The sequence below is a fragment of the Streptomyces sp. NPDC048825 genome, assembly GCF_043198355.1.
Taxonomy (GTDB): domain Bacteria; phylum Actinomycetota; class Actinomycetes; order Streptomycetales; family Streptomycetaceae; genus Streptomyces; species Streptomyces xiangluensis.
In genome coordinates, this window is record NZ_JBICUR010000015.1 from 40680 (window position 1) to 67491 (window position 26812).

The following is a 26812-nucleotide window of genomic DNA, read 5'->3' on the forward strand; positions in this document are numbered from 1 at the left end:
TTCGGCAAGTCCGCTCACTACGGCCCCGACCAGTTCCCGTTCCGGTCCGTGACCAAGGAGGAGCTTTCGTGTCCGACAACCGATACACCGGCCACCCGGGACCCGCGGCCCCTCCGGGCCCCGGGCCCGACGGCCGCGGCCATCCGTACGGTGACGCCGGAAGTGCGGACGACGGCTGGTCGAGGCCGGAGGGCGGCGACCGGTACCCCGGTCTGGCCGCAGCGCGCGGCGGCCCCTTCGACGGCGCGGGCGTCGGCGGCGCGGACCCGGTCGCGCCGTCGCACGAGCCGGACGCCGGTGCGAAGCCGGGCGCTCAGGCCGGCGGCCCATCCTCGGGTGGGCCTGCCGACCCCCCGCATGTCGGCCTCGGCGAGCCCCGCGGGCCCGCGTTCGTGCCGGGCCGGCCGCCGCCGGCCTTCGGGCCGCTGCCGCAGGCGGATCGCACACCGGAGGTGTATGCGTCCCCGTACGCCACTCCGCAGGCACCGGCACAGCGGGCTCCCCGTAAGCCGCGGCCGGTCGTCGCGGCGGTGATCGCCGCCGTGCTCGCGGGTGGGGCCGCGGGGTACGCGGCCGGGGGCTTCGGCGAGTCGGACTCCGACGCGCCCGCCGCCGCGCAGGACGTCGGTGGGCTTGAAGCCGTCGCCGCGCGGGTGCTGCCCAGTGTGGTGTCGATCCAGACGGACGACGGGCAGGGCTCGGGGTTCGTTTTCGACGAGCGTGGCCGGATCCTTACCAACGCCCATGTGGTGGCGGGCAGTTCACAGGTGTCGATCGAGCTGCAGGACGGCCGTCGGCTTCGTGCGGACGTGCTCGGCGATGATCGCGCCAACGACGTGGCCGTCCTCGAACCCGAGACGGCACGCGGTCTGCGCGCCGCTGATCTGGCCACCGGCGCCCGGCCCGGCGTGGGCGACACCGTCCTGGCCATCGGCTCCCCGCTGGGCCTGAGCGGAACCGTCACCTCCGGCATCGTCAGTGCCCTGGACCGCTCCGTACGGCTCGGCGAGGGCGGCGAGCGACGCCCCGCCCTGCAGACCGACGCGTCGATCAACCCGGGGAACTCCGGCGGACCCCTGGTGGACGCAAGGGGGCGCGTCATCGGCATCAATACGGCCATCGCGACGTTGGACCAGCAACGCGGTGGTTCCATAGGGATCGGGTTCGCGATCCCGGTGGCCGACGCCAGGGAAGCCGCGCAGGCGATCATCGACGGAAGTTAGCGGCAGGGAGTGGAGCAGCCATGAGGCTCCTGGTGGTCGAGGACGAAGAAGACCTGGTCGTCGCGCTCAAGGTCGGCCTCGTCAGGGCCGGGTACGCCGTCGACGTCGCCCCGGACGTCGACACGGCCACGGAGAAGCTGGCCGTGAACGACTACGACCTCGTCCTGCTCGACCTCAATCTGCCGGACGGCGACGGGTTCTCGGTGTGCCGGGCGGCACGAGCGACGCCGGGCGGACCGCGCATCCTGATGCTCACCGCCCGGGACCGGCTCGCCGACCGGGTCCGCGGCCTCGACGAGGGCGCCGACGACTACCTGGTGAAACCCTTCATGCTGCCCGAGCTCCTCGCCCGTATCCGCGCCCTGCTGCGCCGCGAGGACGGCGGCACCTCGGTCGTCGAGGTCGGCGAACTCCGCCTGGACACTGCCCGCTTCGAGGCCTTCCGCGGGGACCGCCCACTCCACCTCACCCCCAAGGAGTTCGGCGTCCTGCACTACCTGATGACCCGCCCCGGCCGCGTCGTACCGGCCGAGGAACTGCTCGAACACGTCTGGGACGAGAACGCCGACCCGTTCACCAACACCGTGCGGGTCACGGTCGGCTCACTGCGCCGGAAGATCACCGGAGACGAGGAGCCCCTCATCGAGACGGTGATCCGGCAGGGCTACCGGCTCAAGGAGGACAACGGGCTCAGGGAGGATGCGCGATGAACGGCCACCGCCGCCGGGGCCGGCTGATCGCCGCACTCCGGCTCGTGCGGGCGAAGCTGCGCCTGCCCGCCTTCACCCACACCATCCGCTTCCGTCTCACCGTCCTCTACTCCGGCCTGCTGTTCGTCCTCACCGCCCTCGTCCTCGGCGCGACCTACATCGCGGTCGAGCGCAGCGGCGAGGCGCACCCCGTCAGCAATTCGTTCCCGGCGAAGAAGTACATCAACGGCGTCTACATGGGCGAGTTCGACGCCGTGAAGCTCAAGGAGGTCGAGGCCGCCGTCAACTACTCCACCCTGGACAACCTCCGCCGCTCCTCCTTCTTCGTCCTCGGCGGCCTCGGCGTCACCAGCCTCGCCATCGGCTGGATCCTCTCCGGCCGCGTGCTGCGTCCCGTACGGGCCATCTCCCGTACGGCAGCCGACATCCAGGCCACCGACCTCTCGCAGCGCATCCGGCTCGACGGGCCGAAGGACGAGCTGCGCGACCTCGCCGACACCATCGACTCCATGCTCGACCGGCTGGACGAGGCCTTCCGCGCCCAGCGCCAGCTCATCGACGACGCCTCGCACGAACTGCGCAGCCCGCTCGCCATCATCCGCGCCAACCTGGACGCGGTGCTGACCACCGAGGAGTCCGACGAGGCGGAACGCAGGGCCGCCGCCCGCAGCGTGGACCGTGCGACGACGCGTATGACCCGGCTGGTCGAGGACCTGCTGGCGACGGCCCGCCGTACCGCGCCCGCGCTCGCCGACGCCGACGTGGACTTGGCCGCGGCGGCCGGCGAGGCCTGCGAGGAGTTCGCGCCGCTCGCCGCCGAGCGCGGTCTCGTCCTGCACCGCAACCTTGCCACGGGCCTGACGGTCATCGGCGACCACGACGCGCTGCGCCGGGCGATGGGCAACCTGCTCTCCAACGCCGTACGACTCGCTCCGCCCGGCACCCGAATCACCATCGCGGCAGGCCGCTCGGAGGGCTGGCTGTGGACGTCGGTGCAGGACGAGGGCCCCGGCATCCTCGACGACGACCAGGTACGAGTCTTCGACCGCTTCTGGCGAGCGAAGGGAAACGGCGGCGGCCGCGACCGCCACGCGGGACTGGGCCTCGCCATAGTCCGCCAGATCGTGGAGTCCCACGGCGGCCAGGTCCGCCTGTTCTCCCGGATGGGAGAGGGCTCGACGTTCGTCCTGTGGTTCCCCGCACCGGGTGTCGAGCACGTGGACGGCGGACCACCAGAAGAAAGGCCCACCTGACTGCGCGACGTTCAGGGGCGCGCCCCTTAAGGGGCGCGGGGCTGTTTCAATTTGCGGCTCCGCCGCGCGGGCGCGACCAGCCACGACGAACCCGCAGCCGACAAATAACTTGCAGTTCCCGGTGCTTAGTCGCCCCAGCCCAACCCAGCGGAGGCGCTTACGCTTACGCCGCTTTGGCCTTCGTGGCGTACATGTCGACGTACTCCTGCCCCGACAGACGCATGACCTCCGCCATCACCGAGTCGGTGACGGCACGCAGCACGTACCGGTCGCGATCCATGCCCTCGTACCGCGAGAACTCCATCGCCTCACCGAAGCGAACCGTGACGCGCCCGGGGCGCGGCATGCCCGCGCCGCCCGGCTGGAGCTTGTCGGTGCCGATCATCGCGAACGGAACGACCGGCGCGCCGGTCATCAGGGTCAGGCGAGCGATGCCCGTACGACCGCGGTAGAGGCGGCCGTCGGGGGAGCGGGTGCCCTCCGGGTAGATGCCGAAGATCCGGCCCTCCTCCAGGATCCGGCGGCCGGTCATCAGCGCCGCGACCCCGCCGTTCGCACCGTCCCGGTCCACCGGGATCATGCCGACACCGGTGAAGAACCAGGCCATCAGGCGGCCCTTGAGGCCCTTCCCGGTGACGTACTCGTCCTTGCCGATGAAGAAGACCTGACGGTTGCAGACCAGCGGCAGCACGATCGAGTCGATGAACGTGAGGTGGTTGCCGGCCAGGATGACCGGTCCGGAGCCAGGGATGTGCTCCGCGCCTTCCACTCGTGGGCGGAACATCAGGCGCATGATCGGTCCGAGCACTGCCTTGATGAGCGCGAAGCGGGACAACGGGCCCTCCGGTGTCAAGGGAAAGAGAAGAGTCTCTGCAGGTGAGGACGATACTCGCGGCACCCGGGGTATTGCACACCGGGTTCACGCAGTGGATACGCACTGTCGCTACTTGTTTACCTGGGGTGGCGCGCTGTTGCACGCCCGACACCTGGACGAGATGTGTGACAAATGCCGCATCCATCAGGCCCGGGTGCCCCAACTCCGGCACCTGATACGACACTCAGCATCATCCGTGTATTCCGTCCCAGGTCTCCCATCCGTCACCCAAGGGCACCTACGATCGTCCGGATTTGGCAGGTGCAGGGCAGCAACCGGAGGAGCGCTCATGGGGACGCAGGGGTTGGACGAGCAGGGTCGGGGCACGAGACGGCGGGCGCTGCTCGGGGCCGCGGTGCTGGGTGCGGGAGGAGCGGCCATCGGACTGCCCGGCACGGCCGCAGCCGCCGAACGCGGCTACAAGAGCCTGCCGGTGCCGACGATCATCGGGCACCGCGGGGCCAGCGGCTACCGGCCGGAGCACACCCTGGGCGCGTACCAACTGGCCCTCGACATGGGCGCGCACGTCATCGAGCAGGACCTCGTCCCCACCAAGGACGGCCACCTCGTGTGCCGCCACGAGAACGACATCACCGGCACCACCGACGTCGCGAGCCGCCCCGAGTTCGCCGGCCGCAAGACCACGAAGAGCGTCGACGGCGTGTCCTTCACGGGCTGGTTCACCGAGGACTTCACGCTCGCCGAACTCAAGACGCTGCGCGCCAAGGAGCGCATCCCGGGCAACCGCCCGCACAACACGCTGTACGACGGCCGCTGGGACGTCCCCACCTTCGAGGAGGTCCTGCGCTGGGCCGAGCGGGAGAGCCGTAAGCGCGGCAAGGAGGTGTGGCTGCACGTCGAGACCAAGCACCCCACCTACTTCCGCGGCCTTGGCCTCGGCCTGGAGGAGCGGCTCGCCAAGCTGCTGCGCAAGTACGGCAAGCACAAGAAGAACTCGCCCGTCTTCCTCCAGTCCTTCGAGCCCAGCAGCATCCAGCGGCTGAACAAGCTGGTCGACAACCCGCTCGTCGTGCTGCTGTCCTCCGCGAACAGCCGTCCCTGGGACTTCGTCCAGGCGGGCGACCCGCGCACCGTCGCCGACCTCGTCAAGCCCGAGGGCCTGAAGTGGATCGCCTCGTACGCGCAAGGCCTCGGCCCCACCCTCGACCTGATCATCCCGAGGGACGCGAGCGGCAAGCTCACCAGGCCGACCACCCTGGTCGACGACGCGCACGACGCGGGGCTGATCCTGCACCCGTACACGATGCGCAACGAGAACAGCTTCCTGCCCGCGGACTTCAGGAAGGGCGCGGACCCGAACGCCTACGGCGACGTCTTCGGCGCCTTCGAGGTCTACTTCGCCACCGGCATCGACGGCGTCTTCACCGACAACCCGGACACCGGCCTCCTCGCCCGCGAGGACTTCGTCAACGGCTGAGGTCAACGGCTGAGCCACGATGCAGCAGTTGGGGTGATAAACGGTCGCTCCGGGCAACCTCTCCCGGGGCGGCCGGGTCGTGCCGCATATGACGCATGACATGTCTGCCACGGATATGGCTGCCACGTATATGTCCGCCATGGGTATGGTCGGCGCGCTGAGCCCGCTGCTCGCCGCCGAGGCATCCGCGGAGGCGCATGCCTCCGGGGTCGAGCCCGGCGACCTCGAACAGGCCGTCTGGCTGCGGCTCCTGGAGCGCCTCGACGAGGACGGTCCGCCCTCCGACCCTGCCGACTGGCTGCGCATCGCCGTCCGCACCGAGGCCCGCCGCACCCGTCGCACCACCGGCATCGAGCTGCCGTACGCCACCGAGCCCGCCGACGACAGCGGCCCGGACCCGGAGCAGCTCGCGCTCACCGCGGCCCGGCGCCGCGCCCTGCACTCCGCCGTACGCCGGCTCCCCGGCCGCTGCCCGCGTCTGATGGCTGCCCTCTTGTCCCCGCAAGACCTGACATACCGGGAGATCGCAGGGGAGTTGGGTATCTCACAGGGCAGTCTTGGTCCGGAACGTTCCAGATGCCTGGGATGTCTGCGTCGAATGCTCACCGCGGAGGTTGCGGCCGACGAACCGCGGGGATAGGAGTGAGGGACAACCGGCGGAACAGGTGAGCGGGAGGCATGCACACATGGGCATGAGCGTGACCATCTCGGGGGCGACCGAGCAGGACGCCGAACAGATCCTCAAACTGCAGTTCCTCTGCTACCAGAGCGAGGCCGAGCTGTACGGCGACTACAGCATCGAGCCCCTCACCCAGAGCCTCGCCTCCCTCAAGGCGGAACTGGCGAGCGGCACGGTCCTGGCGGCCCGGCTCGGCGACGAGGTGGTGGCCTCGGTGCGCGGCTCCGTGGACGCGGACGGGACGGCGCGCATCGACAAGCTCATCGTTCACCCCCGCATGCAGCGGCACGGCCTGGGCGGACGGCTGCTCCACGCCATCGAGGCCAAGCTCTCCGAGGGCGGCGCGGTCAAGAGCTTCCAGCTGTTCACCGGGCACCGCAGCGAGCACAACCTCCAGCTCTACCGGAGGCACGGCTACGAGGCCGTGGCCAGGCGGCGCATCCACGAGCGCCTCACGCTGGTGACGCTGGCCAAGCCGGTGGAGGCGGGCGCGTTCGTCGCGAGTGCCTAGCTCCGCTCCGCGGCAGGCGCCCTGGTACGCGCCTTGCGCAGCCAGAACATCGCCGTGACCGGGAGCAGTACGGGGATGAACAAGTACCCCATGCCGTAGTCCGACCACACCGTGGCGTCCGGGAAGGCGGAGGGGTCCGCGAGGGTCCAGGTGCCCACGGTCAGTACGCCCGCGAGCTCGGCGGCGCAGCACACCAGCGCCGCCTTGCGGGCCGTTTCGCCGCCGCGGACCAGGGAGTACGTGATGAAGCCGTATACGAGGCCGGCGACCGCCGACAGCGAGTAGGCGAGCGGCGCCTTGTCGAACTCCGTCGCGATCTGCACGACGGAGCGCGAGACTGCGCCGACGACCATCACGCCGTACAGCCAGACCAGCAGCATGCCCGGACCGCTGATGAGCCGCGTCCGCGCGGGCTTCTCCTCGGCCACAGGTCCTCAGCCTCCCCAGATGTCATAGAGCCGCACCTGAAGCACGGCGAGCACCACACCACCGGCCGCGACCGTCACCGAGCCCCAACGGGTGCGCTCCGCAAGCGACATGAAGCCCGCCGCCGGGATGCAGGCGAACGCGCCGATCAGATACGCCACGAAGATCGTCGTGCCCTGCTCCGGCTTCTCACCGCGCGCCAGCTGGACGATCCCGACCACCATCTGCACCAGGGCGAGCAGTGACACCACCGCCATACCGATGAAGTGCCAGTCCTTCGTCGGCTGGTCGCGATAGGCGGCCCAGCCGCACCACGCGGCGAGCACGAGCGCGGCGACGGTGGTCGCCCACGTCAGGGCATCAAGCATGCTCAGACCCTATTACGGGCCAAAAGAGGCGGCGCCCTCGCCCCGGCCCGTGCTCCTGACCGCCCCGTGGTGCAGTTCGGTGCGCTGATGCTGCATGCTGGGCAGTTCAGCAGGCCCGACGGTCCCTGAAGGTTACGGAGCGGCGCATGACGAACACCTTCCCCGACATCTCCCTCAGCACGGAGCGGTTGGTGCTGCGCCCTCTCGAGGACGACGATGTTCCCGCGCTCACCGAGATGATGAACGACGAGCTGGTCGTCGCCTGGACGCCGGTGCCCCAGCCCTTCACCGAGGGTGCGGCCCGTACCTGGGTCACCGACGAGGCACCCGTCGAGCGCACCGAAGGCCGGGGTATCGCCCTCGCCGTCACCGAGTTCCTCACCCAGCGTCTGGTCGGCGTCATCCAGCTGAGCAAGGCCAACTGGCATGTACGCGCCACCGAAATGTCGTACATCATCGCGCCCTGGGCGCGCGGCGAGGGCTACGCCTCCGAGGCCGCGCTCGCCACCGCCCAATGGCTGCTGCGCGACCAGAAGTTCGAGCGCCTGGAGCTGCGTACGGCGGCCGACAACACCGCCTCCCAGCAGGTCGCCCAGAAGATCGGCTGTATCAGCGAGGGCGTCCTGCGCGGTGCCTGTATAGCCAGGACCCGCACGGAGGACGGCGGCTGGGCCGACCTGCGTACGGACTACATAGTGTGGAGCCTGCTCCCCGAAGACCTCGACGGCGTCGGCGAGGAGTCCGCCGACTCCGGCGGTTTCACGTACTCCGACTGGAACTAAACGGAAGGGCGGCCGCCGCGACCCCCACCCACATCACCACAAGTCACCAGGTACGCTCACGGGGCTCCGCACTCCCCCACTCTCGGCTTCGCTCGAGCGGGGGGACCCCCATCACCACACGACCTGCGAAGACTTCAGGAGACTGACGACGATGGCCGACCGGGTCACGGTGATCGGCTGGGACGGCTCGCCACTGACCGACGCGGCGCGCTCCGCACTCGGCGCCGCCACACTGGTGGCCGGCGCGGCCCATCACCTGGCGCTGCCCGAAGTGCCCCTGGCCGCCGAACGCATCCGGCTCGGCAGCGTCGGCCTCGCCGCCCGCCGTATCGCCGGACACCGCGGCAGCGCCGTGGTCCTCGCCGACGGCGACCCGGGCTTCTTCGGAGTCGTACGCACCCTGCGCGCCCCCGAGTTCGGCCTCGAGGTCGAAGTGGTGCCCGCCGTCTCCTCGGTCGCCACCGCCTTCGCCCGTGCCGGAATGCCCTGGGACGATGCCCAGGTGGTCGTCGCCCACCGCCGCACCCTGCGACGCGCCGTGAACGTCTGCCGCGCCCACACCAAGGTCGCCGTCCTCACGTCGCCCGGTGCCGGACCGGCCGAACTCGGCCTGCTGCTCGAAGGGGTTCACCGCACCTTCGTCATCTGCGAGGAACTCGGCACCAACCGCGAACAGGTCACGATCCTCACCTCCGACAAGGCCGCCGACCACACCTGGCGCGACCCGAACGTGGTCATCGTCATGGGCGGACCCGTCGCCCCGGCCGAACGCGGCGGCTGGATCGCCGGACGCGACCCGGGCGCCGGCCCGCGCGGCTGGGCCCTGCCCGCCGAGGCGTACGGCGGCGCGGTCGGCGAGGGCGAGAACGAGCCGCTGCGAGCCGCTCAACTCGCCCATCTGGGGCCGCGCGTGGGCGACCTCGTATGGGACATCGGCTCCGGCAGCGGCGCCTTCGCCACGGAGGCCGCGCGCTGCGGCGCCGGGGTCATCGCCGTGGACCGCGACCGGGACGCCTGCGCCCGCACCATGGACGCCGCCCGCCGCTTCGGCGTACAGCTCCAGATCGTGCAGGGCACCGCGCCGCACATCTTGGAGAACCTGCCCGAACCCGATGTCGTACGCGTCGGGGGCGGGGGCGCCGCGGTGGTCTCCGCCGTCGCCGACCGGCGCCCCCAGCGGATCGTCACGCACGCCGCGACACGCGACGCGGCCGAACTCATCGGCAGGGACCTGACGGAGCACGGCTATCAGGTCGAGTGCGCGCTTCTGCAGTCCGTCGAACTGGACACCCGCGCCTGGACGGAGAAGGAACGCAGCGTTGCTTTCCTGCTTACAGGCAAGCAGGTGCGGCGCGATGGGGGTACCCCCAGGCGTTAAGCACTGGGGGAGCCTCGTTGAGGGGTGGTGGTCGGGCGACGGGCGGGATGCCCGATAGCGCCCCGTGATCCTGTTGTCGTACCGCTCGCGGTAGGCTGGCCGACCGTTGTACTGCGTCGGCTTGTCCGAAATTTCGTCGGTCAATGTCCGGAAAACGGGCCCGATTTGGGGTGCGTGTGGTACGGCGGACCGGAGGGCGCGCAAACGTGGCGCAGTCCACAGCGGGCCATGGCGGATCACGCTGCCATGGTGACCGGCCGACCGCGACAATGCCTGTTAATGGCTTTGTCGACTGGCCGTTCGTGCCGCCCGGCACGCATGCTCGTTCTTCACTGCGGGCGGTCGACGCACCGCTCCGGACGAGCAGGTCGTAGAGCACAAACCGATGGGCGAGGGGTACGCATGACCGACACCGGCCAGGTCCCGGGCGAAGGACTGCCGGAGAGCGCAGGCGTGGTGGAGCAGCCGGGCGCCCAGGCGCCGGGTGCGTACCCCTCCTACCTCTCCGAGACTTCCGCCGAGGACCACGAAGACCTGTTGCTGCTGCCGGGCGCCCAGGGCGCCTGGGGCAACGAGGTCCCTCCGCCACCACCGGATCCCGTCCCCGAGGTTGTGCACGAGCCCGGGCCGCACGAGATGTCGGGCCGGGACAGCGGCTCGGTCGACTTGGGAGGGGTCCGGCTGCCGGAGCCCGAGCGCGCCCCTGCGTCCGTTCCTGAGTCCGCGCCACAGCCGCCCGCAGCCCGTCGTCCGCTGCACCTCGGTCCGCCGACACCGGACAGCGCCGGGAGCCCGGTGCGCTCGCTGGCCGACCGTGGTCCGGCTGGGGCGACGCCTTGGGGAGTCCAGGCCCAGGCGGGCCCTGAGGTGGGTGTTGCAGAAACGGTCGTCCGTGGTGCTGAGGATGGCGACGGAGCGCGGCAGGGCTCCGAAGGCGTGGGGATCGGTGAGGTTCCTCAGGCCGGGGTGGGCCAGGAGGTTGCCGCTCCGCAGGCCGTTGAGGAGGCGGCTGGTGAGGGGGCTGCTGGTGCCGATGCCGCCCAGAGTTCCGAAGCCGCGCAGGCTTCCGCCGATGTGCCGGTGACGGAGTCCGTACAAGCTTCCGAGGTCACGGGCCCGGCCGGAGTCCCGGACGCCGCGGAGGAGTTCGCGCTTGCGGCTGCGCAGAGCCCGGAGGCCGAGCAGTTCCCGCAGGAGCCCGCTCCGGAGGCTGCGCAGGTCCCGGATGACGCGATCCGGGCATCGGAACCCGCACAGTACGAGGAACCGGCTCAGTACGCGGAACCCGCACAGTATGAGGAATCCGCACATCTTGAGGCTCCCGCGCAGGCGCCGCACACGGCAGACCACGCCGAAGCCGCGCACTTCCAGCCCGCACCGGCGGTCTCGCACTTCCCGCCGGCGCCCGAGCCCCAACTGCCCGCGCACGCCGCCGAACCGCAGTTCCCGGAGTACGCCGAGCAGCTCGCGGAAGCCGAGCCGCAGGCCCCGGTCACCGGCGCGGACGAGGTGGCACAGCCCGTGGTCACCGAGGAAGCCGCGCAGTTCACGGATGATGCGGAGGCGCCGGCTCCGTCCGACGCCCCGACCCCGGATCCCGCCGAGCCGCAGCTGGTCACGCCCGCAGACGCCGCCGTACCCGCGCAGGCCCCTGAGCAAGCCCAAGCGGGCCAGCCCGTCGGCCAGTTCGTGCCCGTCGAAGGCACCATCCCGACGACGCCCCACCTCGCCCCGACACCCCCGCACGCCATGACTTTCCCGCCCCTCCCGGAGGCAGAACACCCCGCTCAGGCGGAACCGGCACCGGCCGCCGAGGAGGAGCCCGCACCCGCCGCCGCGGAGACCGCCGAACCCCCGGCCCCCGAGAACCCCGTGGTCACGCTCCCGGCTCCCCGCGAGGCCGAACAGACCGACCAGGCTGAACCTGCCGTCGCCGGACCGGAGGCAACTCCCGTGCCAGAGCCCTCCGTTGAGGACGCCGAGGATGCCGAGGCCCCGGAGCAGCAGCAGCCCGTAGCAGCTCAGCGGGCGGAGGACCTGGACACCCTGGCTGCCGCCGACCAGCCCGATGAGGCTGAGCAGGCAGAACAGAGCGAGCAGGAGGAGAGCACGGCCCCCGCAGCGGATGTACGCGAGTCCCCCGGCCCCGCCGCGCCCGGCTACGACGACGCCGAGCGTGAGGCCGTCCTGCGCGTCATGCGCGAGCGCCGCGACATCCGCAACGGCTTCCGCAGTGACCCCATCCCGCACGAGGTACTGCTCCGCGTACTGGAGGCGGCGCACACCGCGCCGTCCGTCGGCCACTCCCAGCCCTGGGACTTCGTCGTCATCCGCTCCGCCGACACACGGCGCACGATGCACGAACTGGCCATGAGGCAGCGCGACGCGTACGCGAAGTCGCTGCCGAAGGGCCGCGCGAAGCAGTTCAAGGAACTGAAGATCGAGGCGATCCTCGACACCCCGGTGAACATCGTCGTCACCGCCGACCCGACCCGCGGCGGCCGTCACACCCTGGGTCGCCACACACAGCCGCAGATGGCCCCGTACTCCTCCGCTCTCGCGGTCGAGAACCTGTGGCTGGCCGCTCGCGCCGAGGGCCTCGGCGTCGGCTGGGTCAGCTTCTTCGACGAGCGCGAGATGGTCCGCACCCTCGGCCTGCCCGAGCACCTGGAGGTCGTGGCGTACCTCTGTGTGGGCTACGTGGACGAATTCCCGGAGGAGCCCGAGCTGCTGCAGGCCGGCTGGTCCAAGCGCCGCCCGCTGTCCTGGGTCGTCCACGAGGAGACGTACGGCCGCCGCGCCCTGCCCGGCGAGGAGCCGCACGACCTGCTCGCCGAGACCGTTTCCAACATCCGCCCGCTGGACGCGAAGGCGCTCGGCGAGGCGTGGGAGCGCCAGAAGCGCATGACGAAGCCCGCGGGCGCCCTCGGCATGCTGGAGATCATCTCCGCACAGCTGAGCGGTCTGTCCCGGATGTGCCCGCCCCCGATCCCGGAACCGGCCGCCGTCGCGATCTTCGCGGGCGACCACGGTGTGCACGCCCAGGGCGTCACCCCGTGGCCGCAGGAGGTCACCGGCCAGATGGTGGCCAACATCCTGGGCGGGGGAGCGGTCGTCAACGCCTTCGCAAGCCAGGTCGGCACCGAGGTCTGCGTCGTCGACGTGGGAGTCGCCTCCGACCTGCCCGCGACCCCCGGCCTCCTGCCGCGCAAGGTCCGGGCCGGCACCGCCGACATGACGACCGGCCCCGCGCTGACCCGCGAGGAGGTCAAGCAGGCCATCGAGGTGGGCATCGACACGGCCCGCGACCTGGTGGCCGCGGGCAACAAGGCCCTGATCACAGGTGAGATGGGCATCGCGAACACCACCGCGTCCGCCGCCCTGATCGCGGTCTTCACGGACACCGACCCCTCCGAGGTCACCGGCCGCGGCACCGGCATCAACGACGAGACGCTGGCCCGCAAGACCGAGGTCGTACGCCGCGCCATCCAACTCCACCAGCCGGATCCCGCCGACCCCATCGGCGTCCTCGCCGCGGTCGGCGGCCTCGAACACGCCGCGATGGTCGGCCTGTTGCTGGGCGGCGCATCCCTGCGTACGCCGGTGATCCTGGACGGCGTAAGCGCCGGCGCCGCCGCCCTGGTAGCCCGCGCCATCGCCCCCGAGGTCCTGGCAGCCTGCATCGCAGGCCACCGCAGCGCCGAGCCGGGCCACGTAGCCGCCCTCAACAAACTGGGCCTCCGCCCCCTGGTAGACCTGGACCTCCGCCTGGGCGAAGGCACAGGCGCCCTACTGGCCCTCCCCATGGTCCAAAGCGCAGCAAGAGCAATGCACGAGGTAGCAACGTTCGACTCGGCAGGGGTAACCGAGAAGTAAGCGAACCAGACTCCGGAGTCGGTGGTCTGTGCCCAAGAGCGCTGCCCACCCACCCCACCGGGGGCCCGGGGGCGGAGCCCCCGGTTTCGGGAAGGGACGGGCGTGGGGAAAGAAAACCCACCCGCCCCAGCCACCCACCACCCCGCACCTTAAAATCCGCATGTCAGGGGCGCTCCAGAGCCGCAGGGCCCCGCCCCCGCACCGCCGCATGAGGAGCCGCACCTCCATGGCCGAACACCCCGCCTACCCCGTAGGCCTCCGCCTCACCGGCCGCCGAGTAGTAGTCCTCGGCGGTGGCCAGGTGGCCCAGCGCCGCCTCCCGGCCCTGATCGCAGCAGGCGCGGACATCCACCTCGTATCCCCAACAGCCACCCCCTCCGTAGAGGCAATGGCAGACGCAGGCGAACTCACCTGGGAGAGGCGCCCCTACGAGGAGGGCGACCTGGCCCAGGCCTGGTACGCCCTCATCGCCACCAGCGACACGGAAGCGAACACAAGAGCCTCGGCCGAGGCAGAGGCCCACCGCGTCTGGTGCGTACGCTCCGACGACGCGGACGCAGCCACAGCCTGGACCCCCGCGACAGGCCACAGCGAAGGCGTCACGGTGGCCGTACTCACGACGAACGCCCGAGGCCGAGACCCCCGCCACACCGCCGCCATCCGCGACGCGGTGGTCGAAGGCCTCCGCGACGGCACCCTCGTGGCCCCGCACCACCGCACCCGCACCCCCGGCGTCGCCCTGGTCGGCGGCGGCCCCGGCGACCCGGACCTGATCACGGTCCGCGGCCGTCGCCTTCTCGCCGAGGCGGACGTGGTCATCGCGGACCGCCTGGGCCCCCGCGACCTGCTCGCCGAACTCCCGCCGCACGTCGAGGTGATCGACGCGGCGAAGATCCCGTACGGCCGTTTCATGGCCCAGGAAGCGATCAACAACGCGCTCATCGAGCACGCGAAGCAGGGCAAGTCCGTGGTCCGTCTCAAGGGCGGCGACCCCTTCGTCTTCGGCCGTGGCATGGAGGAGGCCCAGGCGCTCGCCGAGGCGGGTATCGCCTGCACGGTCGTCCCCGGCATCTCCAGCTCGATCTCGGTCCCGGGCGCCGCGGGCATCCCGGTCACGCACCGAGGGGTGGCCCACGAGTTCACGGTCGTCAGCGGGCACGTCGCCCCCGACGACGAGCGCTCCCTGGTCGACTGGCCGGCTCTGGCCAGGCTCCGCGGCACCCTGGTCGTCCTGATGGGCGTCGACAAGATCGGCGCCATCGCACGCACGCTGATCGGCAACGGCAAGCCGGCCGACAGCCCCGTGGCCCTCGTCCAGGAGGGCACGACGGCCGCCCAGCGCCGGGTCGACGCGACCCTCGAAACGGTGGCAGAGACCGTACGCGCCCAGGACGTGAAACCCCCGGCGGTCATCGTCATCGGCGACGTGGTGAACGTGGGCCCGGAGACCTCCGCGTAACCCGGGGTAACCCAACCCTGTCCGAGCCGTTGGCACCGCACCCAGGACAAGGCAGTATCACCCTGTGGCCGATCTCATCACCGTTGAGGAACCCGACGACCCGCGCCTGCGCGACTACACAGGCCTGACCGACGTCGAGCTGCGCCGCAAGCGCGAGCCCGCCGAGGGCCTGTTCATCGCCGAGGGCGAGAAGGTCATCAGACGGGCCAAGGACGCCGGTTACGAGATGCGCTCGATGCTGCTCTCCGCCAAGTGGGTCGACGTCATGCGCGACGTCATCGACGAACTCCCCGCCCCGGTGTACGCGGTGAGCCCCGAACTCGCCGAGCAGGTCACCGGCTACCACGTGCACCGCGGCGCCCTCGCCTCCATGCAGCGCAAACCGCTGCCGACCCCCGACGATCTGCTCCAGACGGCCCGCAGGGTGGTCGTCATGGAGTCGGTCAACGACCACACCAACATCGGCGCGATCTTCCGCTCCGCCGCCGCCCTGGGCATGGACGCGGTCCTCCTCTCACCGGACTGCGCGGACCCGCTCTACCGCCGGAGCGTGAAGGTCTCCATGGGCGCGGTCTTCTCCGTCCCGTACGCGCGTCTCGACACCTGGCCCAAGGGCCTGGAGACGGTCCGCGAGGCGGGTTTCGCCCTCCTCGCGCTCACTCCGGACGAGAAGGCCAAGAGCCTCGACGAGGTGGCCCCGCACCGGATGGACCGAGTCGCCCTGATGCTGGGCGCGGAGGGCGACGGCCTGTCCACCCAGGCCCTGGTGGCGGCGGACGAATGGGTCCGCATCCCGATGGCACACGGGGTGGATTCGCTGAATGTGGGGGCCGCCGCCGCGGTCGCGTTCTACGCGGTCACGACGGGGCGCCCTCAGCCCTGAGGCTGCGTCTCGATCGTCGACTCGTACCGCTCGGACATCAGCGGCGGCAGGTCCTGCGCTTTGAACTCCGGCTGTACGGGCTCGAGTTGCCGCTGGTCACCGCCGAGCCCGCGCTCCGGTCCCTGGCAACCTTGCGCCGCCGCGATCCCGAGGGCCACCAGCAGCGTCACCACGACGAACACGAACAGCCGCTGCCGCAGCAACCGTGGATTGGCGGGCCGCCGCCCCGCTCCGGTGGTCCGCGGCCCCGGACGCCCGGCACCACTGCGCGGCGCCGTGGACCGACTGCCGGAGCCGGAGCGCGTCGAGTTGCCCCGCGACGGCACCGGCCGCGCCCCGGACCGCGGCGGCGTGCCGTTCCGAGGCGGCGGGGGAGTGCCCTGCGTACGCCGCTGGGTGCGCTGGTCCGGGTGGTTCTCGGTGAGCCGCCCCGTCGGCCGCTCGGCCTCGCTCCGGCGCGGCGCGGGCGGCCGGGCGGCACTCAGCCCCTGCGCCTCGCGGGCCGCGATCTCCTTGAGCCGCAAGGACAGTTGAAGCGTGCTGGGCCGCTCCTCCGGGTCCTTCGCCAGACACGCCCGTACGAGAGGTGCCAGCGCATCCGGCACGCCCTTCAGCTGCGCCTCCTCGTGTACCACCCTGTAGAGCATCACTTCGGAACTGCCGTGCCCGAAGGGCGAGTCGGTGGTCGCCGCATACGCCAGCGTGGCCCCAAGCGCGAACACGTCCGTGGCCGGCGTGACGGCGGCACCCCGCACCTGCTCGGGCGCGAGGAAGCCGGGCGACCCCACCGCCGTACCGACGTGCGTGAGCGTGCTCGCCCCCGTCGCCCAGGCGATGCCGAAGTCGATGATGCGTGGCCCCTTCGGGGACAGCAGGATGTTCGACGGCTTGAGATCCCGGTGCACGACACCGGCCTCGTGCACGGCGACGAGCCCCTCGGAGAGGGCGGCGCCGACGGCCGCGATCTCGGCCGCGGTGAGCGGCCCCTCCTCGGCGACCTTGTCGTGCAACGAGGGCCCGGGGACGTACTGCGTCGCGAACCACGGACGGTCCGCTTCCAGATCCGCGGCGACGAGACGGGCCGTACACCCGCCCCGGATCCGCCGCGCCGCCGACACCTCGCGTGCGAACCGAGACCGGAACTCCTGGTCCTCCGCCAGATCCGGCCGGATCACTTTCAGTGCGACTCGCTGGCCACGCCGGTCGGAGCCCAGATAGACAACGCCCATCCCACCCGCGCCGAGCCGTCGATGGATCTTGAACGAGCCGACGACACGCGGGTCCTCGCGCCTCAGGCGCATCATCGCCATGTCCATCCCCGCTGCCCGGTCCGTTTGACGTGGCACAGCTTACGTTTCCGTGGCCGGGCGCGCGCAGAGGCCGCGCCCTCGTGGCCCGGCCGATTGTCAGTGCCGGGTGCGAAACTTGAAAGGTGGTCAGGGGACGGGCGAATTCAGCGGCTTTGGGCTGCCGGGATCCCCAACCATCTGTCGCAGAAGGGGGATTGGGCCCGTGAAGGGTGATCGAGTGGAGATAGTCGTGGACGCCGGGGACACGACACGCACATACGAGGTGGTGGCGAGCCGCGCGGGGCGCCGGGTGGAGACGGCGGTCCGCAGGGGAGTCGTGGAAGTGAGCGAAGTCACCCGCAGCGGAGGGGTGGTCCGAACGGCCCGCTTCATGGCGAACAGGGTGCTGGCCCTGGTCGAACAGCCCGTGCCCAGGGAGGACAGCTCGGAACAGACGGGGCAGACCGGACGTCCCCTCCGGGAAGACCCCGAGACCTAGGACCTCTTCTCCACCCAGGGGAGTACTTCGCAGGTCATCGCTCATCCTCCGGGAGGCCCGGCAATCGATACGACGGCATGACGCCCCACGGGCCCCGCCCACCTAGATTTGAAGTCAAGCGGCGGGTGCAGCACTCGTCCCCCGAGGTCAGCCACCCGCCGCTGTCAGACAGCAGGTTCAATCAGCAACAAGAGCTTCATCAACAGAAGGTCAGGAGAGGGACCATGGCGGACACGGCATCGCGGACGATGATCCGCACGCGGGGACGCAGGGCGAACAGCGCCGCGTTCGGTACCCGCCGGTCCGGCCAGCGCCACCCCTTGGTGGCGACGGCCATGGTCCTCCCCCTGGCGACCCTGCTCGTGGTCGTCTTCGGCGGCTGGGAAGCAGTGGTCACACAAGCGTCGTCCGTGGGCGTGATGCTGGGGCGCTGAGCGGCGCCCCAGGCCCGGAAGAGCGGTCCGGGCGGGGACATCCGGCCATGAAACCCCGTGGGGACGGGGGTGCGGCGGACGGCACAGACGCCCGCGCAGCTGGGGAGCTGCGCGGGCGTTTTTTTTGCGCCTAAGCCGGCGCCGCTCTCGCGGACCCAATGCTCGCCGTTGTGGTTGCTCAATTGATGGTTGCGGTTCGAGGGCCGTCGTGGATGGTTGCGGTTCTGGGTCCAGGGCTGGCTGCGTACGCTCACGGGGTTGACCCGGGCTCACTGGGTTGAGCCGGCGATGTACGACCCCAGGGGGATCCGAGTGACCGCAGACGTGCTGCCCGCCCTCACCGCGAAGGTGCGCGCCGCGGTGCACCCGGGGGCGAGTGTCTGTGCCTGCGGTACGGACACGTCCGTGCTGGCCGATCGGCCCGATGGCACCGTCGTGCGGCATGCGGACACCGTGGCCAAGGCGCACGCCCCCGGCACCGACACTGGCGAGCTCGCGGCGCGTCTGGCCGTCGCCGCGCACCCGGCCCTCGACGGCGTCCTCCTGGCGCCGCTCGCTGCGAGCGCTGCCGAACTGCACGGCCGCCTGGTCACGTTCTGGCCGTACGGCACCCCCGTGGACCCCGAAACCCCCGAAGCCGCCCCCTGGGAGGACGCCGCCACCCTCCTCGCCCGCCTCCACCGGACGTCCCGAGCCGCGCTCGCGTCCGGGCTCCCGCCGATGCGCGGTCCGGCGAAGGCGGCCCGAGCCGTCGAGCGGCTCCGGGCGGCGGGCCCGCACCCGGCCGCCGAGCCGGTTCTGCGCGCCTGGTCCGTCCTCCCAGCCTGGGCGAAGAACGAGGCCCCGATGGTGAACGCACACACGCTGTGCCACGGTGACCTCCACCTGGGCCAGCTCGTCCGCGACCCGGGCGGCGCCTGGCTGCTGATCGACATCGACGACCTCGGACTGGGCGAGCCGGCGTGGGATCTGGCCCGCCCAGCCGCCTGGTTCGCCTGTGGACTCCTCCCGCCCGACGAATGGACCCGCTTCCTGACGGCGTACCAGAAGGCCGAAGGCCCCGCGCTCTCTGCGGACACCGACCCCTGGCCCGCCCTGGACGTCCCGGCCCGTGCCCTCACCGTCCAGACGGGAGCTCTGGCGATTGTGAAGGCGATGGCAGCCGGCCGTGCGCTCGACGAAGTGGAGGTGGCCGTGATCGACGCCTGTGACCGAATGGCAGCCCACCCGCCGGAGTTGGCTCCGGGTTTCCCGACGTAGGGTGCAACCGACCGAAGCCGGGCAGTGTCTGTCCTGGCGAAGCAGTACCGACCGGCGAGGAGTTGAGCCGACCATGCAGTGTCCGAAGTGCCGTGCGCCGATGCACACGTACAACCGCAATGGCGTCCAGATCGAGCAGTGCAGCGGCTGCCGCGGGATCTTTCTCGACTACGGTGAGCTGGAGTCACTGACCCGCCTGGAGTCCCAGTGGCAGCAGCCCGCGCCGCCGCCCCCCGCCGCTCCGGCGGCCCCGCAGGCCTACCCGGCCGCTCCCGCACCCGCCTGGGGCGCCCCGCACGGCGGCCATGGCGGTCACTACGGCCACAAGCGTCAGAAGAGCTTCGGCCACATGCTCTTTTCCTCCTGACCGCGTCCACGGAGAGTGCACAACGAAGCCCCCGGCCGTACGAGACGGCCGGGGGCTTCGGCTGGTGCGCGATACTGGGATTGAACCAGTGACCTCTTCCGTGTCAGGGAAGCGCTCTCCCGCTGAGCTAATCGCGCGGGCGGCCCGTCCGGGCCGGTGGAGAGATATTGACACGCCTCTGGCCTGCACCGCAAATCCGTTGACGTCCGTCGATGTTCGCCGCTGTGCGTGCCGGTTGTCACGCAGTTAGTCACTCAGTCCGCGCGGTAGTCACTCACACCGACAGGTCTGGACTGAGGTCGGCGGAGTGCCACTCTGCTGCTCGCGCTCCTCGATGCGAACTACGGGCGGGGAGGCCGCTGAGGTCTGTGCGGCTGGTCGCCCAGTTGCCTGCGGTCGGTGGTGACTGGCTGCGGTCGCGATGGTCGCTGTACCTCGCTGCTGTACGGCAGAGCAGCCGCCTCTTCATGCCAGTTCTCCGGGTGCAGGCATAACCCTCCCAGTGTGGCAGATCAACTCTGGCAGCCCAGGCCAGAGCGGGGTGGGGGCGGTCACCCGTGGGTGCCGACTGTCAGCTTTGGTCGGCCTCGCACGGCCCAGGGACGGCCCAGGACTCAGTGAGCCCTCGACCGGCCGGGTCCAGGCAGCGGCGCCACCGTCCGTCACTCCAGCTGCACGGGAGCGACCGGGAGCTGTTCCCTGTAGGGCCATGTGAAGGTGCGGTCGGGTTCGAGGTGGGCGTCTCCCCAGTGGATGGCATGGATGCCGTTTTCGGCGTCGGCCGTGAAGAACACACAGACCAGCCTGGTGGAAGCTCCCAGCTCCTCGAACGCTTCGTGCAGCCCCAGGTACTCCTCGGTCGCCAAGTCCTCATCGACGTCGAACAGGCCTTCCGGAGGCTGCGGCCCGTGCGCCCGGAACAACCGGTGCCGAGTGGGCGACGCGTTGGCGGGCAATCGGGCTCGGTCCAGGGGCCTCGGCCTATCCGCGTACCGGAACGGGAAGAGTGCGTGATCGTTGATCACCGCATACTCATATCCGCGCACGTCGCGCACGGCTTCCCCCAGCTCCCGCGCCGTCTCCGCCAGGTTCTCGCGCACCACCCCCGCAAGGGCGAGACCGTACGGACTCCGCTTCTTCAGCCCCGCAGCGAGGTGCGCGGCATGAGCCTTCCCGTGTGCTTTGGCCAGTTGCGCCGGAACCGCAGCGGCAAGCGCGCCGGCATGCCGCCCAAACCGCTCGACGGCCCAGGCCGACGGCCCTGCCGGATAGCCACCCAACACCGACATGCAGTGCTCCCCTCCCCCAGGTCCCGCCTCTGAACTGTGTGACACGTACACGAAGGGCGCACAAGGGGGCGATCTGGCCAGGACGCGGCTACACACGCTCGTTTCTCAGAACAGCCATAACTGATCATCGGCGGCCGTGACCTGCGGTCGCCTAATCGATCAACGCTCTGACCTGCTGCTGAGGTGTCGACAGTTGTCGGCTTTGGTCATCGCTGAGCGCCCTTCCCTGGCCTGAGTACGGCCCGGGAGGACGCTCGTGCATTGTGGCGACCGGGTCCCACCTTGATGGGTTCGAGGCGGTCACCCACTGGGAATAGTCCAAGCGAATGCGAAGTCAACCATTCCGCTTACCTGTGGGTAGGTAAGGCAATCCATTCCTTCCTTGCGAGGGGGGTGGTTTTCCCTTCTCATGGATCGCCAAGGCGGGCGTACAATCGGAAATGCTCGGGCTGGTGATCACCATGCCGGACGTTTGCATGGAGGTCAGCAGTGCAGGTGTGGACAGGCCAGCAGGGTCAAGATCGGTTTGCTCGCGACGCTTTTAATCGGTACCGAACGCTCACGGCCTCGGCCGGGACAGTATCGAAAGAGGCACGTGCCGCAGCAGCTACGTTGCCTTCTACGGGGCACCCCGATTTCGAGCACCTCGGCTTGGGGGAGAGTGGGTACTGTCACGGTGTAACCGCCTTCATTGACCTCGTCTCGTTCACGGCTCGCACCTTCTGGGAGTCGCCTGAGTCAGTACTCCGCCTGAACACCGCCGTCATGACTCAGATCGCGCTGGCCGTCCAGGACTTCGGCGGCTATGTGCTCGGTTTTCGAGGTGATGGCGTCTTCGCGTGTTTCGGTGATCCAAGGGTTCAAGATCATCGTATTTCGGCGGCGGTTGCTGTGACGGCATGCGCCTTTGCTCTTGACGCTACCAGGAATGCCCTCAACTCTCTGCTCAAAGAGTCAGGGATGCGGCCGGTGCAGGTTCGTGCAGGTGCAGATTTCGGGAGGCTCGACTTTGTGCGTATCGGAAGTGAGGTCGCTAGCGAAGTAAACGTCGTTGGCTTCAGTGCCAACTTCGCCGCCAAATGTGAGAAGTATGCGAACTCCTGGGAAGTGGTCGCAGGGGAAGAGCTAGCTGGGCTTCTCCCCGATGATGACTTGTGGCGCCATGACAAGTCCCCGAAGCGATACACCAGAGACGATGAGACAAAGTCCTATGATTTCTATCAAGTGAAGTGGGGTTCGTACATTCAACACATCCCAGGCATCCGAGAAGCCCTAGCCGGCAGGCCGGTAAGCGCTATTCGTTATTAATGGAGAGATCGTGAGCATTCCAACCCTGCTCCGTCATGTCGGAATCAATACGCCGCGCTCCGTGACCGTGGACGGTCGCATCGTTTTGGACGGAGCCCACACGGCAAGTCAGCCCAGCACCAGGATGGAGCCCCACAGGTTCCACGGGGGCGAAGATCCTTCTCCCGTCCGTTCCGAGTATCAGTCGGCCTGGTGGAACACAGACCTAGCAGGAAGGCACAGCGACGTAGAGGCTATGCGTGCCGCTTTTCCGGCGTTCACTCTGGTCGACGACGAGGGAGACTACTTCTACTTCGGCGAAATCAATACTGGGCGAGGAGTGTTTCCGGTAGCGGTCTTCCCTCAGGTCGACAAGTCTCTGCCCTCGGTTCGAACTACGCGTCGGCTCGGACGTCAGGAAGGGAAGCGCTGGAAGAAGCCGCCGCACCTCTATACTTCGGATGCCCTGTGCATTGCCGGTGCAAGTGACTGGGATCCTGAACGGCACAGCACGGCCACTGCGGTAGCCTGGGCTGCCCACTGGTTTGCCGCTTACACTGAGTGGCGTATGCGTGGATTCTGGCCGACGGATGGTTACAGTGAGGTTGCGTAGAGCGGGATCGCGTAGGCGTCAAGCCTCCATGTCTGACGAGTCGCCGGTGAATCATGACCCGGGCGAGGATGTACGCTTTACGCTGGAGCAGGTCGGAGAATGGATCCGTTCAGCTGATACAAAGGCGGGTCTGCTGGCGCCAACCCTCGCGCTGCTGGTGAGCCCCGCCTTCGATAATTTCAGCAAGAGGCAGCTTATTGATTTTCTTGACTCGCCCCGCGATTTCATCGGCACATTGCTCTTCGTGGGATTCAGTCTGACCTTCGGCATGGCCGCTTTCTTCGTGGCCAAGGTTTTGATCCCCAGAACCCAGCATGCAGTACGTAGCTCGCGGTATTCGTGGCCATGGCTATGTGAGACTGATCTGCACGTTCTGACTGCACTAAGTCCTTCTGAGTCGCGTGAAGAGGCCTGGGCGCAGGCGAAAAACCTTGCGCAGATTGCTCAGTGGAAGCACAAGAACTTCAAGTTGGCGCTCCGCACCACGATTGCGAACGCGGCCTTTCTGACTGCTTGGCTATTCGTATCCGCATGGTGAAGCGTAGGAGGTCGGTGGAGTCTCAATGGGCGACGCAACCCCTTGAGCGATCTTGAAAACCGTCGTGGCAGCGATGTCACCGTGGGTTCAAATCCCACACCCACCGCAGATGAACGGCCCCTGACCAGGTAAATCGGTCAGGGGCCTTCGTCATGCAGGTTGCCTGTTGGTGACCGCAGTTCCCCGTGAGTTCCCGGTCTATCGGGCACGGATGGGGCACGACGCGTACAGGCTTTGAGTTCGGCCCGCATCCTTGCGTTGGTCGTTGCGGTCCGCCCTGATCCGCCTTCGTACGGGGCTGTTGGCGTCAGCCGTTGGTGTCAGGTTCAGCGGCAGACTTGGCACGCGACTGCGGAAGGTGTACCGCAATCGCCTGCACAACGATCAGAACGACGACCGCCACTATCAGCCAAGTGGCCTGGCGCAGAACGCCAGTCATCGTGTCGCCGTTGATCACGCACGCTGCGACCACAGCCAGCGACAGCATGATCTTCTTGCGGCTGTCAGTCCCTCGTGCGAGAGTTGCAAGCAGGTGGGTGTCAAGCACCGACAGTCCACCGAGACCCGGGATGGGCATAGTCCTCCTTGGTTGTCAGAAGGGTGCGCCCGGAGCCTCTTCCCAAAGGCGGGCGCGCCCTTCGGTGTTGGTGGTTAAACGGTATGGCACGCCCCTGACAGTAGGCGCCCCTCGCCTTCAAGTCTCCGACTTGTACGCGGCGCTCTCGGCGAAACGAACTCCAGCTAACTTAGGCGAACTTAGGCGAACTTAGACGTTCACACGTCAGTTAGCTGACCTGCAAAGACTCATCCCCATATCACACGCCACTGACAATCAGGCCCCCCATTCGCGGGTATGCCCCTAGCCTACACAGGCCTTATGAGGCATATACCCGACTTTGCGGCGTGACGGAGATCACTATATTTGCGAGTCGATCGGCTTCGCACCCACCGCTCCCCACCACTCACCCCAGCTCGCATCCCGTCCGCCGTCGACCCACACACCGTGGAGCAGGCGTGGTCCATGGCGTCCAGGTGGAGCGCGCCACTGTACGAACGACCTGGACGCCATGGGCCGCGTCTGCTCGGCTTCGCCTGGGTCGACGGTGGACGGGATGGGAGCCCTTCACGCAACCACCTGCGAACCGGCAGCCGACAGCGGCGCCCCCTGCCCCCGGTGCCTGAGCGCCCCCGCCGGAGGCATCGTCTTTGACCGTGGCCTGGCCGGAGCGGGTCTCTTCCCTCTGCCCGCATGTACGCGAGCGCGCCGCGTGGCGCGGCCAGCCGGTGCCGAAGGCATGGAGGCGGGCCGCGCCTGGAGCGGCGCGCGCCCGCGCCGTGCGCGGGCCTTGATGAAGTAGGGAAAGTCCTACCGCGCCCTTGCTGCTCGGCGACGACATCGGACCACCTACGGATTTTCGTATGTGGTCGCTACGCTGGAGCGGACCAGCATCACAGGCGCAAGGAGTGTGCTCACCGGATGGGACCGAAGTCAGAGCGGGTCTACCGCACGATTCGCGAGTGGATCGCGACGGGCACGTACTCGCCAGGTTCCAAGCTCCCGTCCGAGCGGACCCTGTCGGAAGAGCTGAGCATCGGCCGTACAGCACTGCGCCAGGTGCTGGCCAAGCTCGTCGCTGAGGGCGTCGTCGAGGTACATGGCCGTAGCTCCTACCGGGTTCCGGATCGCTCCGTGACTACGGTAGCGCCGGCCGATGTCGAGCCCTGGCAGATCCATGGCGAGCGAACGGTGTACGACAACCGCTGGGTGAAACTCAGTCTCGTCGACGTCGAGCCTCCCGGTGTGGACCGCTTCGAGCATCACGTTGTGCGCCTGCACCACGTCGCCATTGCCGCCGTGATCGACGACGAGAACCGCGTCTTGATGATATGGCGATACCGCTTCGTCCCCGAGGCCTTCGGCTGGGAGTTGCCCGGCGGCATCGTCGACGAGGGCGAAGACCCCATGCAGGCGGCGCTGCGCGAAGTCGAGGAAGAGACTGGCTGGCGGCCGGACGCTCTTGAGCACGTGGTCACCTACCAGCCCATGGTGGGCATGGTCGACTCGCCGCACGAGATCTTCGTAGGCCAGGGCGCGAAGCTCGTCGGGGAGCCGACGGACCTCGAAGAGGCGGGGCATATCGCCTGGGTACCTCTTACCGACATTCCCGGACTCATGGCCCGCGGTGAACTCATGGGTTCGGGAACGCTCGTGGCCCTACTCCACGTACTCGCGACCAGGAGTATCGGAGTCTCCCCTACAACTGCTGCGTGAGCTGCTCGATCAGACGCCTATAGCGGACTGATCCCGTACGGTTCGCCACCAGCCGGGCCTGCCGCAGATGGTCGTGCGCTTGGTCGTATTCGCCGCGCGACATGTGCGCCTGTGCGAGATCGCAACGCAGTCCCGCCGACGCCCGTATGAAGGTGGGATCTGCGGAATCAAGGGCGTCATAGAGGCTGGACACCGCTTCGTCGTCGCCTATCAGGGCGAGCGCGCTACCGCGCCACCTGCTGAGGTGCCCCTCGTTCAGGAAGATGCTCAACATGTCCGCGTCACGGGCCTCGTCCCCCGGCGGCAGGTACCGCATCGCACTTTCGAGCGCCCGCCGGCAGTCGTCCGGCATTCCCGCTCGGGCGCAGATTTCAGCTTCGGCCGCGTACAACCAAGCCTTGAGGCGCGGCGACATCGCCTTGCCACCGACCCGTTGGGCATCCCGTACCAGCTGGACTGCGACGGAGGTCCGGCCCGCGTCGCACAGCACGTATGCCTGCTCGGCCGTGGCGTGCGCGAGATACATCGGCTCGTTGGCCTCCTGCGCCGCCCTCTTGCCCAACTCGTAGTGTCGCCAGGCACGTTCGACGGCACCAACGTCTAACGCTTGCCAAGCGGCCATCGTCGCCGCCCCGGCCAGCGCGAGGGCAACCGGGCGCCGGGTCTCAGGGAGTACCGCGAAGGTGAGCGCGTCCTCCAGCGTCGCCAGGTGCCCCGTCACCTGGTCGACGAGGCTCGCGGCTCCCAGTTGCCGGTCCATGGTCCGGAACAGTTCCGTCTGATCCATGAACGTCTTCACCATGGTGAGGCTGACGCTGCGGGCAGAGTCGATACGGCTTATGAGTTCCTCGTACCCGTCAGCCGAGATTGGCGCGGACAACGCATCTGCCTTGCCGTGAAGTTCGTCATCGGTGATGCCGAGCAGAGAGCGCAGGATCTTCGCGTAACGGGCCGAGATCGGGCGGCGGCCGTTCTCCCACTCCGAGACGTAGACCCGCAAGCTGGCCGTGGATGCGACGGTGAGCATGTGCTGATGCGCATGGCGCTCGATCTCTCGGACCAGCCGCTCCTGCGACCACTCCCGCGCACTCCTCGCTGACTTGA

Annotated in this window: 25 protein-coding genes and 1 tRNA gene; 18 read left to right on the forward strand and 8 right to left on the reverse strand. The window is 69.1% G+C overall.

Annotated features, from left to right (window positions below; genetic code table 11):
• Positions 1-68: 68 nt before the first annotated feature.
• From ACGFNK_RS31520 to ACGFNK_RS31530, 3 genes are read left to right on the forward strand one after another with little or no spacing between them, the layout of a single operon-like run.
• Positions 69-1223, forward strand: coding sequence for a trypsin-like peptidase domain-containing protein (locus tag ACGFNK_RS31520; RefSeq protein ID WP_393421340.1), 1155 nt, complete (start codon positions 69-71; stop codon positions 1221-1223).
• A gap of 20 nt (positions 1224-1243) precedes the next feature.
• Positions 1244-1933 (forward strand): response regulator transcription factor, encoded by a 690-nt coding sequence (locus ACGFNK_RS31525; RefSeq protein WP_386344653.1) that lies wholly within the window; start codon positions 1244-1246, stop codon positions 1931-1933.
• On the forward strand, positions 1930-3186 hold the full coding sequence (locus tag ACGFNK_RS31530; RefSeq protein ID WP_393421342.1) for a sensor histidine kinase: 1257 nt from the start codon (positions 1930-1932) through the stop codon (positions 3184-3186). Before ACGFNK_RS31525 ends, ACGFNK_RS31530 begins: the two co-directional genes overlap by 4 nt.
• A gap of 163 nt (positions 3187-3349) precedes the next feature.
• Here the strand turns inward: ACGFNK_RS31530 and ACGFNK_RS31535 are convergent, their stop codons facing one another.
• Positions 3350-4021 (reverse strand): lysophospholipid acyltransferase family protein, encoded by a 672-nt coding sequence (locus ACGFNK_RS31535; protein ID WP_386344651.1) that lies wholly within the window; start codon positions 4019-4021, stop codon positions 3350-3352.
• Between the two features lie 328 nt (positions 4022-4349).
• On the opposite strand from ACGFNK_RS31535, the gene ACGFNK_RS31540 reads away from it, so the two are divergent.
• From ACGFNK_RS31540 to ACGFNK_RS31550, 3 genes are all read left to right on the forward strand, one after another.
• Positions 4350-5498 (forward strand): glycerophosphodiester phosphodiesterase, encoded by a 1149-nt coding sequence (locus tag ACGFNK_RS31540; protein WP_393421344.1) that lies wholly within the window; start codon positions 4350-4352, stop codon positions 5496-5498.
• Positions 5499-5598: 100 nt separating this feature from the next.
• Positions 5599-6138, forward strand: a complete 540-nt coding sequence (locus ACGFNK_RS31545) for an RNA polymerase sigma factor (RefSeq protein ID WP_393421346.1) — start codon at positions 5599-5601, stop codon at positions 6136-6138.
• 46 nt (positions 6139-6184) lie between these two features.
• Positions 6185-6688, forward strand: a complete 504-nt coding sequence (locus ACGFNK_RS31550; protein WP_393421348.1) for a GNAT family N-acetyltransferase — start codon at positions 6185-6187, stop codon at positions 6686-6688.
• On the opposite strand, the gene ACGFNK_RS31555 is transcribed toward ACGFNK_RS31550, so the two are convergent.
• Together ACGFNK_RS31555 and ACGFNK_RS31560 are read right to left on the reverse strand one after the other, a co-directional pair.
• On the reverse strand, positions 6685-7068 hold the full coding sequence (locus ACGFNK_RS31555) for a hypothetical protein (protein ID WP_386344706.1): 384 nt from the start codon (positions 7066-7068) through the stop codon (positions 6685-6687). The genes ACGFNK_RS31550 and ACGFNK_RS31555 overlap by 4 nt on opposite strands.
• A gap of 54 nt (positions 7069-7122) precedes the next feature.
• Positions 7123-7482, reverse strand: coding sequence for a hypothetical protein (locus tag ACGFNK_RS31560; RefSeq protein WP_386344645.1), 360 nt, complete (start codon positions 7480-7482; stop codon positions 7123-7125).
• A 146-nt stretch (positions 7483-7628) separates the two neighbouring features.
• On the opposite strand from ACGFNK_RS31560, the gene ACGFNK_RS31565 reads away from it, so the two are divergent.
• The 5 genes from ACGFNK_RS31565 (at position 7629) to ACGFNK_RS31585 (ending at position 15860) form a co-directional block, all read left to right on the forward strand.
• Positions 7629-8264 carry a GNAT family N-acetyltransferase gene (locus ACGFNK_RS31565; protein WP_386344644.1) on the forward strand — a complete coding sequence of 212 codons (636 nt, stop codon included), beginning with the start codon at positions 7629-7631 and terminating at the stop codon, positions 8262-8264.
• A 151-nt stretch (positions 8265-8415) separates the two neighbouring features.
• Positions 8416-9642 carry a precorrin-6y C5,15-methyltransferase (decarboxylating) subunit CbiE gene (gene cbiE, locus ACGFNK_RS31570; RefSeq protein WP_393421351.1) on the forward strand — a complete coding sequence of 409 codons (1227 nt, stop codon included), beginning with the start codon at positions 8416-8418 and terminating at the stop codon, positions 9640-9642.
• A 402-nt stretch (positions 9643-10044) separates the two neighbouring features.
• Positions 10045-13518 carry a nicotinate-nucleotide--dimethylbenzimidazole phosphoribosyltransferase gene (cobT, locus tag ACGFNK_RS31575; protein WP_393421353.1) on the forward strand — a complete coding sequence of 1158 codons (3474 nt, stop codon included), beginning with the start codon at positions 10045-10047 and terminating at the stop codon, positions 13516-13518.
• A gap of 226 nt (positions 13519-13744) precedes the next feature.
• The gene (gene cobA, locus ACGFNK_RS31580) at positions 13745-14977 is read left to right on the forward strand and encodes a uroporphyrinogen-III C-methyltransferase (protein WP_393421355.1); all 1233 of its coding nucleotides are present in this window, start codon (positions 13745-13747) and stop codon (positions 14975-14977) included.
• 64 nt (positions 14978-15041) lie between these two features.
• Positions 15042-15860 (forward strand): TrmH family RNA methyltransferase, encoded by an 819-nt coding sequence (locus ACGFNK_RS31585; protein ID WP_393421357.1) that lies wholly within the window; start codon positions 15042-15044, stop codon positions 15858-15860.
• Here the strand turns inward: ACGFNK_RS31585 and ACGFNK_RS31590 are convergent.
• Complete coding sequence (locus ACGFNK_RS31590) at positions 15851-17176, reverse strand: serine/threonine-protein kinase (RefSeq protein WP_393421610.1); 1326 nt, start codon at positions 17174-17176, stop codon at positions 15851-15853. The two genes, ACGFNK_RS31585 and ACGFNK_RS31590, sit on opposite strands and share 10 nt — an antisense overlap.
• Before the next feature lie 196 nt (positions 17177-17372).
• Here ACGFNK_RS31590 and ACGFNK_RS31595 point away from each other — a divergent pair, with 196 nt between their 5' ends.
• The 4 genes from ACGFNK_RS31595 (at position 17373) to ACGFNK_RS31610 (ending at position 19709) form a co-directional block, all read left to right on the forward strand.
• Positions 17373-17648, forward strand: coding sequence for a hypothetical protein (locus ACGFNK_RS31595; protein WP_033324869.1), 276 nt, complete (start codon positions 17373-17375; stop codon positions 17646-17648).
• A gap of 224 nt (positions 17649-17872) precedes the next feature.
• On the forward strand, positions 17873-18082 hold the full coding sequence (locus ACGFNK_RS31600; protein WP_388676211.1) for a hypothetical protein: 210 nt from the start codon (positions 17873-17875) through the stop codon (positions 18080-18082).
• Positions 18083-18370: 288 nt separating this feature from the next.
• A complete protein-coding gene (locus ACGFNK_RS31605) occupies positions 18371-19342 on the forward strand; it encodes a phosphotransferase (protein ID WP_393421359.1) in 972 nt (323 codons plus the stop codon).
• Between the two features lie 73 nt (positions 19343-19415).
• Positions 19416-19709, forward strand: coding sequence for a zf-TFIIB domain-containing protein (locus ACGFNK_RS31610; RefSeq protein WP_033324873.1), 294 nt, complete (start codon positions 19416-19418; stop codon positions 19707-19709).
• 62 nt (positions 19710-19771) lie between these two features.
• On the opposite strand, the gene ACGFNK_RS31615 is transcribed toward ACGFNK_RS31610, so the two are convergent.
• Positions 19772-19846, reverse strand: a tRNA-Val gene (locus tag ACGFNK_RS31615).
• 525 nt (positions 19847-20371) lie between these two features.
• Positions 20372-20998: a hypothetical protein gene (locus ACGFNK_RS31620; protein WP_393421364.1), complete on the reverse strand. Its 627-nt coding sequence runs from the start codon at positions 20996-20998 to the stop codon at positions 20372-20374.
• Positions 20999-21493: 495 nt separating this feature from the next.
• On the opposite strand from ACGFNK_RS31620, the gene ACGFNK_RS31625 reads away from it, so the two are divergent.
• Both ACGFNK_RS31625 and ACGFNK_RS31630 read left to right on the forward strand, forming a co-directional pair.
• Positions 21494-22306, forward strand: coding sequence for an adenylate/guanylate cyclase domain-containing protein (locus ACGFNK_RS31625; protein WP_393421612.1), 813 nt, complete (start codon positions 21494-21496; stop codon positions 22304-22306).
• Between the two features lie 620 nt (positions 22307-22926).
• Positions 22927-23436 carry a hypothetical protein gene (locus ACGFNK_RS31630; protein WP_393421366.1) on the forward strand — a complete coding sequence of 170 codons (510 nt, stop codon included), beginning with the start codon at positions 22927-22929 and terminating at the stop codon, positions 23434-23436.
• Positions 23437-23743: 307 nt separating this feature from the next.
• Here ACGFNK_RS31630 and ACGFNK_RS31635 read toward each other — a convergent pair whose 3' ends face one another.
• Positions 23744-24013, reverse strand: coding sequence for a hypothetical protein (locus tag ACGFNK_RS31635; protein ID WP_393421368.1), 270 nt, complete (start codon positions 24011-24013; stop codon positions 23744-23746).
• 900 nt (positions 24014-24913) lie between these two features.
• Between ACGFNK_RS31635 and ACGFNK_RS31640 the strand changes: the two genes are divergently transcribed.
• A complete protein-coding gene (locus ACGFNK_RS31640; protein WP_393421370.1) occupies positions 24914-25708 on the forward strand; it encodes an NUDIX domain-containing protein in 795 nt (264 codons plus the stop codon).
• On the opposite strand, the gene ACGFNK_RS31645 is transcribed toward ACGFNK_RS31640, so the two are convergent.
• Complete coding sequence (locus tag ACGFNK_RS31645; protein ID WP_393421614.1) at positions 25692-26735, reverse strand: XRE family transcriptional regulator; 1044 nt, start codon at positions 26733-26735, stop codon at positions 25692-25694. The two genes, ACGFNK_RS31640 and ACGFNK_RS31645, sit on opposite strands and share 17 nt — an antisense overlap.
• Positions 26736-26812 lie beyond the last annotated feature (77 nt).

Coding starts and splice junctions, on each gene's coding strand:
- ACGFNK_RS31525 (WP_386344653.1), top strand. CDS start 1,244: ATGAGGCTCCTGGTGGTCGAGGACGAAGAAGACCTGGTCGTCGCGCTC.
- ACGFNK_RS31530 (WP_393421342.1), top strand. CDS start 1,930: ATGAACGGCCACCGCCGCCGGGGCCGGCTGATCGCCGCACTCCGGCTC.
- ACGFNK_RS31540 (WP_393421344.1), top strand. CDS start 4,350: ATGGGGACGCAGGGGTTGGACGAGCAGGGTCGGGGCACGAGACGGCGG.
- ACGFNK_RS31545 (WP_393421346.1), top strand. CDS start 5,599: ATGTCTGCCACGGATATGGCTGCCACGTATATGTCCGCCATGGGTATG.
- ACGFNK_RS31550 (WP_393421348.1), top strand. CDS start 6,185: ATGGGCATGAGCGTGACCATCTCGGGGGCGACCGAGCAGGACGCCGAA.
- ACGFNK_RS31555 (WP_386344706.1), bottom strand. CDS start 7,068: ATGCTGCTGGTCTGGCTGTACGGCGTGATGGTCGTCGGCGCAGTCTCG.
- ACGFNK_RS31560 (WP_386344645.1), bottom strand. CDS start 7,482: ATGCTTGATGCCCTGACGTGGGCGACCACCGTCGCCGCGCTCGTGCTC.
- ACGFNK_RS31565 (WP_386344644.1), top strand. CDS start 7,629: ATGACGAACACCTTCCCCGACATCTCCCTCAGCACGGAGCGGTTGGTG.
- cbiE (WP_393421351.1), top strand. CDS start 8,416: ATGGCCGACCGGGTCACGGTGATCGGCTGGGACGGCTCGCCACTGACC.
- cobT (WP_393421353.1), top strand. CDS start 10,045: ATGACCGACACCGGCCAGGTCCCGGGCGAAGGACTGCCGGAGAGCGCA.
- cobA (WP_393421355.1), top strand. CDS start 13,745: ATGGCCGAACACCCCGCCTACCCCGTAGGCCTCCGCCTCACCGGCCGC.
- ACGFNK_RS31590 (WP_393421610.1), bottom strand. CDS start 17,176: ATGGACATGGCGATGATGCGCCTGAGGCGCGAGGACCCGCGTGTCGTC.
- ACGFNK_RS31600 (WP_388676211.1), top strand. CDS start 17,873: ATGGCGGACACGGCATCGCGGACGATGATCCGCACGCGGGGACGCAGG.
- ACGFNK_RS31605 (WP_393421359.1), top strand. CDS start 18,371: ATGTACGACCCCAGGGGGATCCGAGTGACCGCAGACGTGCTGCCCGCC.
- ACGFNK_RS31610 (WP_033324873.1), top strand. CDS start 19,416: ATGCAGTGTCCGAAGTGCCGTGCGCCGATGCACACGTACAACCGCAAT.
- ACGFNK_RS31620 (WP_393421364.1), bottom strand. CDS start 20,998: ATGTCGGTGTTGGGTGGCTATCCGGCAGGGCCGTCGGCCTGGGCCGTC.
- ACGFNK_RS31630 (WP_393421366.1), top strand. CDS start 22,927: ATGTCTGACGAGTCGCCGGTGAATCATGACCCGGGCGAGGATGTACGC.
- ACGFNK_RS31635 (WP_393421368.1), bottom strand. CDS start 24,013: ATGCCCATCCCGGGTCTCGGTGGACTGTCGGTGCTTGACACCCACCTG.
- ACGFNK_RS31640 (WP_393421370.1), top strand. CDS start 24,914: ATGGGACCGAAGTCAGAGCGGGTCTACCGCACGATTCGCGAGTGGATC.
- ACGFNK_RS31645 (WP_393421614.1), bottom strand. CDS start 26,735: ATGCTCACCGTCGCATCCACGGCCAGCTTGCGGGTCTACGTCTCGGAG.